Source organism: Metabacillus litoralis, from assembly GCF_020524045.1.
Taxonomy (GTDB): domain Bacteria; phylum Bacillota; class Bacilli; order Bacillales; family Bacillaceae; genus Metabacillus; species Metabacillus litoralis_C.
This window is the reverse complement of the sequence record NZ_JAIVKL010000014.1, coordinates 15,905-29,189: the sequence shown is the minus strand read 5'-3', so window position 1 is coordinate 29,189 and position 13,285 is coordinate 15,905. Positions and strand designations below refer to the sequence as shown.

The 13,285-nt window shown below is 35.4% G+C and carries 9 protein-coding genes; 4 read left to right on the top strand and 5 right to left on the bottom strand.

The window, feature by feature from the left end; translation table 11 throughout:
* Positions 1–33: 33 nt before the first annotated feature.
* The gene (locus tag LC076_RS17855; RefSeq protein ID WP_226670445.1) at positions 34–1,851 is read left to right on the top strand and encodes a cohesin domain-containing protein; all 1,818 of its coding nucleotides are present in this window, start codon (positions 34–36) and stop codon (positions 1,849–1,851) included.
* A gap of 83 nt (positions 1,852–1,934) precedes the next feature.
* Positions 1,935–2,486 carry a sortase gene (locus tag LC076_RS17850; RefSeq protein ID WP_226670444.1) on the top strand — a complete coding sequence of 184 codons (552 nt, stop codon included), beginning with the start codon at positions 1,935–1,937 and terminating at the stop codon, positions 2,484–2,486.
* 97 nt (positions 2,487–2,583) lie between these two features.
* On the opposite strand, the gene LC076_RS17845 is transcribed toward LC076_RS17850, so the two are convergent.
* The 3 genes from LC076_RS17845 to LC076_RS17835 all read right to left on the bottom strand — a co-directional run bounded on the left by LC076_RS17845 (position 2,584) and on the right by LC076_RS17835 (position 3,298).
* Positions 2,584–2,724 carry a YvrJ family protein gene (locus LC076_RS17845; RefSeq protein ID WP_226670443.1) on the bottom strand — a complete coding sequence of 47 codons (141 nt, stop codon included), beginning with the start codon at positions 2,722–2,724 and terminating at the stop codon, positions 2,584–2,586.
* An 88-nt stretch (positions 2,725–2,812) separates the two neighbouring features.
* Entirely contained in the window at positions 2,813–3,031 is a 219-nt protein-coding gene (locus tag LC076_RS17840; RefSeq protein ID WP_226670442.1) for a DUF2922 domain-containing protein, read from the bottom strand.
* Positions 3,032–3,079: 48 nt separating this feature from the next.
* Complete coding sequence (locus LC076_RS17835; RefSeq protein ID WP_226670441.1) at positions 3,080–3,298, bottom strand: DUF1659 domain-containing protein; 219 nt, start codon at positions 3,296–3,298, stop codon at positions 3,080–3,082.
* A gap of 230 nt (positions 3,299–3,528) precedes the next feature.
* On the opposite strand from LC076_RS17835, the gene LC076_RS17830 reads away from it, so the two are divergent.
* Together LC076_RS17830 and LC076_RS17825 are read left to right on the top strand one after the other, a co-directional pair.
* A complete protein-coding gene (locus tag LC076_RS17830; protein ID WP_226670440.1) occupies positions 3,529–4,293 on the top strand; it encodes a tyrosine-protein phosphatase in 765 nt (254 codons plus the stop codon).
* A gap of 364 nt (positions 4,294–4,657) precedes the next feature.
* Positions 4,658–10,348, top strand: coding sequence for a 5'-nucleotidase C-terminal domain-containing protein (locus LC076_RS17825; protein ID WP_226670439.1), 5,691 nt, complete (start codon positions 4,658–4,660; stop codon positions 10,346–10,348).
* Positions 10,349–10,479: 131 nt separating this feature from the next.
* Here LC076_RS17825 and LC076_RS17820 read toward each other — a convergent pair whose 3' ends face one another.
* On the bottom strand, positions 10,480–11,184 hold the full coding sequence (locus LC076_RS17820; protein ID WP_413466005.1) for a TIM barrel protein: 705 nt from the start codon (positions 11,182–11,184) through the stop codon (positions 10,480–10,482).
* Between the two features lie 305 nt (positions 11,185–11,489).
* Complete coding sequence (locus LC076_RS17815) at positions 11,490–13,133, bottom strand: M4 family metallopeptidase (RefSeq protein WP_226670438.1); 1,644 nt, start codon at positions 13,131–13,133, stop codon at positions 11,490–11,492.
* Positions 13,134–13,285: the final 152 nt, after the last annotated feature.

Sequence of the window (13,285 nt, the reverse complement as noted above, 5' to 3'; positions counted from 1 at the left end):
TAGAAGCTGAATGATAAAAAGGGAGATAACTAGATGAAAACAAAGCTAAAGTTGATAGGGCAAAGCATTCTTGCCCTTCTTATCATCTTAAATATGTTACCGATTCAACCTATTGCTGCTAGTGAACAAACAGATGCAGTTCTTTCAATTGGAAATATAAGTGGCGAGGTTGGACAAGTTGTAGAGGTTCCAGTACATCTGAATACGTCAAAGAAAGATATTGCGGCATATGGGATGGAATTAAATTATGACAAGGAATCCTTAGAGGTTATTGGAGTTAAAGATATATACGGCAGTCTTGCTGACAATTGTTCTAAAAATGATACAGGGTGTTTTTGGTTTGATTTTAGCAATAATAAAGGGCATTTGAGAACAGCATGGGCTGATACATCAGCTGGAGATTACCCTTTAGACCAAAATAAAAAGCTTTTTACGATTCAATTTAAGATAAAAGAAGTGAAAGAATTCGGGGAAAAAGCAATAACTATCCCAACAGAAAATAAAGAAGCTTTATCCTTTACTGATTCATCTAATAGACAGTTAACTGTTAATGTTGAACAAGGAAAGCTTACCATCAATAAATCTAGTAATGCACAGTTAAAAAGTTTATTAATAAGTGATGGATCATTAAAGCCTTCCTTTACAAGTGACGTAACAAAATATTCAACAACAGTTGACCAAACTGTAAAAAATATTTCATTTGTTCCAACAACAGAGTCTGCTAAAGCAACAGTTTCTATTAATGGGAAAACTGTTAAGAATGGAACACTTTCTTCTGCTTATCCTTTATCAGTTGGAGCAAATGAGTTCGAGATATCAATTACAGCAGAAGATGGCTCTACAAAAAAATATAAAAGTATTGTCACAAGAAATAAAGCTAAAAATCCTGAAGATTCAAAGACTGACGTTATTACAGTAGATATTGAATCAAAAGGAAATTCGGTTGTTTCCAAAACACCTATCGAACGGACAACTTATTCAAATGGTGTGATTAAGGATTACATCACTTTTTCAGAAGATGCTGTGAAAGAAACAATTGATAATCTTAAAAAGCAGGATTCTGATACTGCTAAAATTATTGTTCCTGACAATGACGACAATGTTACAGAAATATTCTTTTCTATACCTGTTGAAGGAACGAAACTTTTAGCTAATTCTAATATTAATTTAGAAATTATCGCGAAAAACTTTCAAATAACAGTGCCTACTAGCTCTTTAGAAGATTTAAATGAAGACTTATATTTCCGATTTGTCCCAGTGAAATCCAATGAAGAAAAACAACAGATTCAATCAAGAGCAGAAAATGAAGAAATAATAAGTACATTAATCGATAATAAATCTATGACCATTCTTGGTAGGCCATTAGAGATTCATACAAATATGAAGAGTAAACAAGTTACTATTACTCTACCTTTTGAAAATAGCTTAATAAATTCGCTATTAGAAGAAGATCAATCATTAGACAACCTGTATATCTTTATTGAGCATGATGATGGTACGAAAGAGATTATTAAAGGGAAAAAGACTGCATTTAATGAAAAAGGCTTCACTGGTTATGAATTTCAAATTAATAAATTTAGTACCTTCACACCTATTTATGTTAGTGAAAAAGGAGAAACTACTAATAATGAAGAAGTGGGAGTTGTTGAATCTGATCAACCAGTAAAAGATTCCGAAAATAATAATGAGAAAGTAATTGAAGAATCGGCGTCACCAGTTGAAAAATCAAGTCTAACAAAACTTCCAAAAACAGGTGATGATTCTTACATTGATCTTTATTTGAATATTGCCATTGCAGGAGTAGTGGCCATTTTAGTATTTGTTTGGAGACGTAAACGAAGAGCTGAATAAAAAGTAAGAGCTGTAAATTAGCAGAAAGTAGTCTTTATAAACAAAAGATAGACAAAAGTTACGGTTTTAGGGGAAATAAGCTTATGAAAATTAAAAAGGTTTTCACTCTAATTTTGATCATTATATTGATTATATTAGTCAGTGTAAAAGGTCAACGCTTTTACGAAGAAAGAATGCTAAAAGAAGCTAGAAAACAATTAATGAATGATTATTCTGATGCGTTAGAGGGAAAAGCAATTTCGAACGATTCTCATGCAGCTATGGTGATCGGGGTAATCAAGATTCCTTCAGTTGATCTATCATATACAATTCTTAATAAGGTTAGTGAAGAAAACCTAGATTTATCAATAAGTAAGGTCACAGGACCTGAACTAAACAAGGTGGGTAACTTAGTATTGGCAGGTCATAATAAACGGAATGGCACCTTTTTCGGCAAGCTAAAGAAAGTCAACATTAATGACAATATCATCCTAACCGATAACGATGGAAAAGAAAAAAGCTACACAATAAGAAAAATGTACCGAGTCAAAGATACAGACTTATCACCACTAAATCAAAAAAATGACGCAACAACACTTACACTAATTACATGCACAGAAAAAGAAGATGAAAGATTAATCGTATTTGCAGAGTAGATCTGGTGCCTGTCACCACCCGAATTTTCTTGTTTCACAACAATGTTTCACAAATCAAAAGGACCTTCACAAAAGGTCCTTTTAATCATCATCTACTTCATTTCTTCTCCAATTGAATAGGTAGCATTTGAATCGAATGATTTAACGTATCTAGCTTGCTTTCAATCCTATTAAGTAAAAACAACGTGACGACAATAGGAAATCCCACTTCGCTAATAACTGATAACCATTGCTCCATTTTCTTACACCTCACTTTTCATTAACATTAATCTAATGAAAAGGACTAACATGTTTAAAAATTACATGTTAGTCCTTTTTGTCATATTTTACGCAAGTTCGATATCAGATACATTACGTTCAATCATTCTTGCGCCCTTTTTAGCAACAAATTCTCCACCAGTTGTGATGAAAACATTAGCAGCAAGAATTGCATCCATTGCAGATGTTAGTGTTGCTGAATCAACAGGATCGATAGGTGAATCGATGTTGATTTTCACTGTTTTACCTTCAGCGTTCAAAAATTGAAGTTCTAGAGTTTTAGCCATCCATGACACCTCCTTTCTATTGTTAGTAATAAGTCAATCCAAGAGACGTTACGCCATAATTTGATTTGAGTTGTTACGCTCTACAGCTGATAATGTTTCAGTTTGTAAGCTAACGATCGCTTGAGCTACACTCAATAATTCATCAGCCGTTGCAGCTGTTTTGATGTTGTTGTAGTTTTTGTTTTTTAAAATGATCTTTCCTTTCTCATCAACACCCATATCAAAGACTAATCGTAACTGTGAATCTAGTAATACTTGATTTGCCATGCTTCCTCACCTCCTTTCACACTTTATATACAAAGAAGGTAGTGATAGAGTAGCGTATGTATGAAATTTTTTTGACAGGCACCTGTTTCGACAGGTGCCTGTCACGCCCCGGGTTTTGTCGAATGGGTTAATTTGAATGTAGACTTATAGTGCGGGATATATAATAATAGTAATATTGATGTTTTGTGTGCGAATAACCATGTTTGGTAGAAAGGTAGGGGTTACTTAATATGATTGATATTCATTGCCACATTCTTGATGGAATTGATGATGGTGCGAAAGATATGAATGCTTCTTTAGATATGGTGAAACATGCGGCAAATGAGGGTATTACAAAAATCATTGCCACTCCACACCATAAAAATGGAAAGTATGAAAATACGGCTGCAACTATTAAAGATAAAGTGAATCAGTTGAATCAACTGATTAGTGAACATAATATTCCACTTGAAATTCTACCGGGACAAGAACCACGGATTTATGGTGATCTTTTGGAGGATTATGATAAAGGGGAGATATTAACTCTTAATCAATCAAAATATGTATTTATTGAATTACCTTCAAATCATGTGCCAAGATATACAAAGAAGCTATTATTTGATATTCAATTAGCTGGTCTTTCACCAATTATTGTTCATCCTGAGCGTAATTCTGAGATTATTGAAAATCCTAATATATTATTTAAATTTGTTGAACAAGGTGCAGCAACACAGGTGACGGCTTCAAGTGTCACAGGAGATTTTGGGAAAAAGATTAAAAAGTTTTCACTACAATTAATTGAGTCAAGTCAGGCTCATTTTATAGCATCTGATGCACATAACCTTTCTGGACGAACATTTCGTTTAAGAGAAGCTTATGATGTGATTGGCAAAGAATTCGGCAATGATCTCGTTTATATGTTTCAAGAAAACGCAGAGCTTGTAGTTGAAGGTAGTACGATTTATCGACAACCTCCTCAAGAGATTCAGCGTAAGAAGTTTTTGGGTATTTTTTAACGGGTGTCTGTCACGCCCCGGGTTTTGTCGGATATTGACAGTTTTATAATCTTTACCATAAACAGATAACCAACATTACAACGGTTATCTGTTTTTTTATGTTCTTTTCATTGTCTATGCCTTTGATGGTTGATGAATCTACTTAGATAGTAATGGGAATTTCTAATTCATAGACTTATCTTGAAATCTATAATTAATCAACATATATAAATATTGATCTACCTTACCTCTCAGAATAATTAATAATTCGCTATTTATTTACCAAATTTTACAAAGGTTTACATAGTTTTAATAGTTGATTAACAATCATGAGATATTGTTGTATTTGTATGGAATTTATTAAACATTATCTAGGAGGAGAGTTATGCAGAGAATAGCAATAAGGAAGTATTTTGCTTTTGTTCTAATTTTATCGTTAGTTTTACCGTCATTTTTAACAAGCTTTGCTCCATTAGCGAAAGCAGCTGATAGTTTGTCGGTTGCTGAAGCGTTAGCAGAGCCACAAGGTACGGTTGTAACAATGGAAGGCTATATTGTCGGTGAATCCAATGGACAATATGCTGTGAAGGTAGCAGATAGCGTTGAAGAAACGAACACAACTATTGTCGTTAAACTAGAAACAAGTCAACGTAACGAATTTAGTCCAGTGAATAACCCTGAAGCGCTGCATAAGAAAATTAAAGTAACTGGGAAACGTGATGTGTATTCTAATCAAGAATCCATCGAATATGTTTCTGCAATCTCTTTTGTGAATTCAACACCTCCTACAGATGGCGATCAAGAGCCACAACCTGCAGAAGGAACAATTGCCGATGCTCGCTCAAAAGTGGGGCAAACTGTCACAATAGAAGGAATTGTCACAGCTGATAACTCTAGCATTGGCGGTGGAAAACTATCTACATATATTCAAGATGAAACAGCAGGAATCAATGTTTATGCTTATGATGGATCAGGTTTTCCGACTTTAAAAGAAGGTCAACTCATTAAGATAACAGGTAAAATCGAGGCTTATAAAGGACTTACTGAAATTGTTCCGGCAGCGGATGGTATTGAAGTTCTTTCTGAAGGAAACGAATTACCTCAACCAAAGAAAACTAGTTTATTAGACTTAAATAATAATGAAAAAGCTGAGGCATTAGAAGGTCAGCTTGTTAATGTTGAAGGTTATGTGAAAAGTGTGCCAACTAGCCCAGCTGGTGGCGGCTATAATGTAAGTATTTTAGATAAAGAATTTAATAGTACCACAGTACGTACTATGGAAGGTACAAATGCAATTGAAGCAGTAAAAGAAGGTAAATGGTACAGCTTTACTGCAATTGTTAGCCAATATGATTCATATCAAGTATTACCACGTCGTGCAACTGACATCGAACTACTTAAAGAGCAGCCTGAAGCTCCTAGTGTTGCGGGTGAATATACTTCAACAGTTGCGAGTGTTGTTGATGGAGATACGATTCATCTTTCAACACCTGTATTAGGTACAACAAAGGTTCGATACGTTAATATTGATACACCAGAAACGTACCATGCTCCGAAAAATGCAGAAGATGAAAGTCAGAAATATCATGGTGAAAAAGCAAAGGAATATTTAAATCAGCTTCTTAAAGCTGGTGATGAAGTCATTGTGAAGGTAGGCGAGGAAGCTACAGATACTTACGGTCGATTGCTTGCACAAATTATTGTTAAAGATACTGGTGTTAACACAAACCTTAAAATGGTCGAAGAAGGCTATGCCTCTACCTATTTTATTTGGCCTGTAGGTGATCAAAGTGATTATGAACAGTTCCAAGCAGCTGTAAAAAAAGCGAAACAACAGGAAAAAGGAATTTGGAATCCTGAGAATCCACTTGCTGAACTGCCTTTTGAATTCCGTGCAAGAGAGCAAGGTAAAGGATTATTAAGATATGTTGGTAACTCTGAGACAATGAAATATGTTTCTCCAGAGAACTTTGAAGATGTACCTGTTGAAGCACGTGTTTTCTTTAGTAGTGAAAAAGAAGCTGAAGATAATGGGTATACGGCAGTTACTACTGAAGAGCCAAAGGATCATTTATTGCTGCAATTATTAAGCATTAATGATTTACATGGCAAAATCGATCAAACGTACAGCTTAGATGAAGGTACTTTAGGACGCATGGATTATGTTTCAGCGTACTTAAAGGATCGTGAAAGCGATAACCCGAACACATTAAAAGTTCATGCAGGAGATATTATTGGTGGAAGCTCACCAGTATCAGCCCTTTTACAAGATGAGCCTACAGTAGAAATTATGGAAGAGATCGGTTTTGATGTAGGTGTTGTTGGTAATCATGAATTTGATGAAGGTGTAACAGAATTAAAGCGTATTTTAGAAGGTGGAAATCATCCTAATGGTACAGAAAATTATGATGGTCAAAACTTCCCTCTACTATGTGCAAACTGTGAATACAAAGAAACAGGTGAGCCTTTACTAGATTCATATTTTATTAAAGAGGTAGATGGAGTGAAGGTTGGATTTGTTGGAGCGATTACTCCTACAACTGCTGGAAAGGTTATCCCAGACGGAATTAAAGATATTCGTTTTACAGATTATACAGAAGGTGTAAATAAAGCGGTCGCTGAGCTAAAAGAACAAGGTGTAAAATCAATCGTTGTTCTTGGTCACTTAACAGCAACACAAGATGGTGACACAATTACGGGTGAAGCGGCAACTTTAGCAAATGGTGTTGATGATGAAGTTGATATTATTTTAGCTGGTGATAATCACAAAATCGTCAATGGTTATGTTGATTCAAAATTAATCGTACAAGCTTGGGAATATGGAAAAGCTTTTGCAGATATTGATGTAGAAATTGATCGTACTACAGGAGATATTGTGAAAGAAACAGCTGAAGTGGTTTATGTTGATCAAAGTAAAATTGAGCCAGATCCAGTTGTAGCTGGTATTCTAGCAAAATATGAAAATCGAGTATCAGATATTTTAAATGAAGTGGTTGGACAAGCAGCAACTGAAATGAGTGGTGGATACTCTGCATTTGGTGCAATTGGTGATAATGAGCTTGGAAACTTAATTGCTGATGGTATGCGACATTCAATGGATTCAGATTTTGCACTAATGAATGGTGGCGGAATTCGTGACGGATTGAACGCAGGTCCAATCACATGGAATGAATTATTCAATATTCAGCCATTCAACAATGTATTAACAAAGCTTGAAATTAAAGGTGCAGATTTATATAAGATCATGAAGGCACAGCTTTCAGCTTCTTATGGTCCAGATTATAGTATTTCAGGCTTTAAATACAAATGGACAAAGTCTCCATTAGAAGTAACTGAAATTACAATGCCAGATGGTACAGTAATTAATGAAGAAGAAACGTACACAATTACTGTAAATAATTTTATGGCAACAGCAACTGGAGCGAAGTATCGTCCAATTGGTGAATTAGGGAAAAATCCTATTGTTGGATCAGAAGACTTAGAAGCAACAGTTGATTTTGTTAAGGATTTTGAAGGTCATATTTCATATAATGTAGGACGTATTTTCCAAGAAGATGCTGAAAAAAAAGCAGAACTAATCGATGCACAAATTTTAAGTGTAAATGATTTACACGGTAAAATTGACGTCACATCTAAAGCTGAAATAAATGGCGTGAAAGATACAAAAATTGGTCGTATGGATTATTTAGCTACGTATCTTCGTCAGCATGAAGCAGAAAATCCAGATAACACACTAATCGTTCACCCAGGTGATATGGTTGGAGGAAGCTCTCCTGTTTCTAGCTTGCTACAAGACGAACCAACAGTGGAGATGATGGAATCAATTGGTTTTGATGTAGGGACAGTTGGAAACCACGAATTTGATGAAGGTGTGGCAGAAATGCTTCGCTTAATTCAAGGCGGAGAACATCCTAATGGCACGGAGAACTATGATGGAATTAATTTTCCAATGGTTGCAGCAAATGTTGAATACAAGGACTCAGGTAAACTTGTTCTAGATCCGTATACAATTAAAGAAATTGCTGGAACAAAGGTTGGATTTATTGGTATTGCAACAACTGAAACTCCGAATATGATCATTGCAAAAGGGAATGAAAATGTGCGCTTCACTGATGAATCTGAAGCAATCAATAAGTATGTTCCAGAGCTACAAAAACAAGGAATTGAAGCAATTGTTGTATTAGCACATGTTCCTGGTAATCAAGAAGGAGATACAATTACTGGAGAAATTGCGGATATCGCTACTAAAGCAAATGATGCGGTAGATATGATTTTTGCTGCACATAATCATGTGAAACTGAATGCAGAAGTTGATAACAAACTAATTATTCAAGCATGGGATTATGGTAAAGCATTTGGTGATGTTGATTTTAAAATTGATCCTTTAACAGGAGACATTGTTGAAAAATCAGCTCAAATTGTCGATGTTGTGCAAGATGGTGTAACACCAGATCCTGAGGTAAATAGCATTTTAACGAAATATCTTGATGCTGTTGGACCAAAATTAAATGAAGTCATTGGTGTGGCTGCAACAGAAATAAATGGTGGTTATGCAAAGAAAGGCGAAATTGGTGACAATGCGCTAGGAAACCTAATTGCAGATGGTATGATTCAAGCAATGGATAGTGATTTTGCTCTAATGAATGGTGGAGGAATCCGTGCAGGAGTAGATGCCGGGGAAATCACATGGAGTGAGTTATTCAATGTGCAACCATTTGGTAATACATTAGTGAAGGTAGAAATTACAGGTGCAGAGCTTAAGGAAATTCTAAATGCACAGTTTAGTAAATATGGTCCTGATGTTAGTGTTGGTGGATTTAAATACACTTGGAACAGCTCTCTAGGAGAGTTTGGACAAGTTGTTGATCTCTTCCACTTGGATGGAACAAAAATTGATCACAATGAAACCTTTACTGTAACTGTAAACAATTATATGTATCCACACAGTAGTGATCAATATCGTTTAAATGAATTTGGGGAAAATCCTGTTCAAGGTCCAGATGACCTACAAGCAACAATTGATTATATCAGTAGCTTGGAAAGTCCAATTTCATATAACGCAGAAGGTCGTATTAGTGAAGTGACTGATGGTGGAGAAGATCCAGGCAATGGAGAAGATCCAGGCAATGGAGAAGATCCAGGCAATGGAGAAGACCCAGGTAACGGAGAAGATCCAGGCAACGGAGAAGACCCAGGTAATGGAGAAGATCCAGGCAATGGAGAAGATCCGGGCAATGGAGAAGATCCAGGTAACGGTGAAGATCCAGGTAATGGGGAAGATCCAGGCAACGGAGAAGATCCAGGTAATGGAGAAGACCCAGCAGATGAAAAAGACAAAACAAAAACAACAAAAGCAGTTAAAAAAGGAAACACATTTAGTATTTCGACTGATGTGATAGAAAGTATTGAAAAAGATGGTTCACTTACTATTGAAGTGAATACAAAAGGAATGGCTAAGGTTCAGCTTACTAAAGAGCAAGTGAACATGCTAAAAGCGCAAAATATTTCAGTAACAGTCTCAAAAGTAGATGTACAATTAGTGATTCCAGTGAGAAATCTACCAGATGGTCAAAAAGTTGAGGTCTTGATCACACCGATGAAAGCAAAAGGATCATTAGCAGTTTACGACTTTACTATTTTTGCTGATGGTAAAGAGTATCACCAATTTGAAGAAAATATGATGTTAGTTTTTCATGTGGATTCGAAAAAGGTGAAAAATCCTGACAATGTGAAGGTTTTCTATTATAACGAAGTAAAGAAAACGTGGGAATTAATCGGTGGAACATATAAAGATGGCAAGATAACGGCTAAAACAAAGCACTTTAGCACATATGGAGTGTTTGAGGTAGAAGCTGAAACGAATAAAGATGAGACACGCACAGATACAGACAAAGACTCAGATACAAATACAAATAATCTTCCAACTCCTACTCCTAAGAGTGGAAATAATTTACCAAACACGGCTACAAATGCTTATAATACACTGATTTTAGGTGCATTCTTATTATTTGTTGGCTTTGGTGTTTATGGAGTAAGAAGAAGTAGGAAAATTGGTGCCTGGAAAATTGGTGCCTGACACGACCCGGATTTTGTCGAATAAATTTTGATAAGAACTGTTTACGTAAAACTTCAGAAAAGAGTATTGATAAAAGGAGAAGTGCTAGCAAATAGCACTTCTCCTTTTTCTAATTATGATTACTAGCTACTTTAAATCTCATTATAATATCTCGCGCTATTTATCATCAATTCACAATCTAAGTAATTTGATGCCTGTAAGTCAATTTCAAAGATAAAATCAGCGTCTCCGATAAATGGCTTCACCATGCTCCAATCAATCTTCCCCTTACCAAGTGGTAAGGAATCATGCTCGACTCCATAAGAATCAACAAGGTGAAAATAGTCGGCATAACTATGATATTGCTCCAAATGATTTTTTAAAGCGAGATTATCGCCATTTAGTGCGATAAATGAATGACTAATATCGATATTGAGTGATAAATGTAGAGGCTGGACAATTTCTGATAATAGGTAAGGGTTTTTTGCTGAGAATATTCCTTGTGTTGTATCTTCCCAAAGAAATGTTTTAGAACAAATCGTTAAAATTTCTTTTATTCTTTGTTTTGTTTCAAGTCTTTTATTTTTCTCCTTGATGGAACTGCTTTCTGATTGCATATAATGACAGTGAATGACACATTTAATTTCCTCTTTTTTGCAAATGTCTGCTAGCACCTCGCATGACCAATCATAAAATTTTCGCATGTTAGGATCTCCACTGATAATATCTAAGTATTTGCTCTTGTATTTCATTGGGTGATGAAGATAAACACGAGTTCCTCTTGATTTGATTAATTGGATATATGATGAAATGCGATGTGGCTGATAGAGGTCTTTTTCAACTAAGTGTAGTTCGATTATTTCAGGGTTGTATGATAATCGATCTTGAATTTGCTCACGATTTAAAGCAGCTTTTAGACGAATGTTTTGGATGATGTTTCACTCCTTACATAATTTATCTCCTCTTTTACCATATCATTCATTTTATGTATTCATGACTTGTTTTTCTTTTTCTGGGTTAAGGATGATTAGTTTGTTTTTACTTAAGCTATTTTTCAAAAGGATTTTACTTTGGAATTCATTATATTAAAATAGAAAAAATTCCTCAATATTATATATTAGTCACAAAAAAAGCACCCCTAAAGAGTGCTCTCTCACTATTTTTAATTTACCCCAACATTATCCCATGCGGAACTCACTGCTTTGTAGGCGCTACTTCCACTGCCGTATAAATCTGCAGCAGATTGGAGAAGGGCTGCTCGTGCATAGCTAAAATTACTTGTTGGAGTTAAATAAACAGTCAATGCACGATAGTAGATTTTTTCAGCTTGTGCTTTTCCGATGCTGCTAATTGTATAGTAAGCTGCTTTGTTTGGGATACCGCTGTTAATGTGAACGCCTCCGTTATCAGAGGTTGTGTTGTTATATTGGTTCATATGCTCAGGTTGTCCGAATAAGCTTGGGTTTGAAAGACTGCGCAGCGCATCACCAGATTTGTTAGGTGTATACACATCTTCACCCATTAAATAATCTTGCGGATCAAGGAAATATCCGAAAACATCTGAAAAGGATTCATTTAGTGCACCAGATTGATTTCTGTATTCTAGGCCTGCTGAACGCTCGGTTACAGCATGTGTTAGCTCGTGGGCCACAATATCAAGAGCACCTGATAATGGAGCAAACACACTTCCATCACCATCTCCATACACCATTTGCGAACCATTCCAGAAAGCATTATTATAGTTGCTTCCATAGTGTACAGTTGATCTTATTGTTGCACCATTATTATCAAAGCTGTTGCGATTATGAGTGTTTTTATAATAATCATAAACTTGTCCAGCATAATAATGGGCGTCAACTTCTGCTCCTTGAGATGATGATGTCCACGCATTATTGCTATCAACTGAACGTGAGCCAGGGTAGGTTGAACGATTTTGTGCTGTAAAGGTTTCAATCACTCCATTCATCGGCTTTGTTACATCATATAAATAATACGTACCACCTGATGAATAAGTATTTAATGTTTTACGATCACCTTTAACACCGTATCCTGATCCGGTTGTTGAGGCATCATTCACTGCATTGTAGGAATCAACAATTGAACCATCTTTGGCATCAACGAAGATTTGCCAGTTTGCTCCGTAGGGTTCAATGAATTGTAATTGCACTTTATAGGCTAACGTAAAATCGCCATCTTTTTGGTGAATTACTAAGTCATTTTTGACCTGGTTATGGTCGGATGCTGAGTTTGCTTTTGGAGAAAAATCCTTTGCAGCTTCATTGTGTATATTTGTTTCTTTTTCTGAAAGATTAATCAAGTTCCATGCAAGATCAATAGCTTTTTGCTCTGTAATGACTTGTTTTGTACTTTTTAGTTTAGCTGCTGCTTCTGGATATAACTGACCAGCTGTTGTGATGACTTCATTATTTTTATTCGTATGAACGGTGAAAACTGCTCCTTCTATAGGTACATTCTTTATCACCTGTGAAAAGGTATAATGTGTCATCCCTAATTCATCTGTTTGTTTATCTATTAGTTGAAGTTCTTTTGTGCTATCAATTTTAAATAATTCTTTATTAGCTTTTAAAAATGCTTTCACTTCTTTTTCCGTTTTTACTTTGTTTTTTGATAGTTTGCCAGATAAAAACTTAGGAACTTGTTTATCTTTTTCTAGTAGCTTTTGATCTAGTTGCATGCTTTCCATGAGTTTCTCAGAGGGTGTTAAGGCAAAGGAAGTTGAGGCAGGTAAGATGGTGCTAAGTGCTAATGACGTACCGAGTACAATTGTTACTAGTTTTTTTGACATGTTTCAATCCCCTTTTTACTAGATTTTAGAACTAGCTAATTCTATTAACCACGTGTTACAGCAAGTATAGTAAGATAATAGTTTTTATACAAAGCTGATATAGTAAGCTGTTTGTTGTTTTTAATCGAGTAGAGAGGTATAAAGATCAGTTA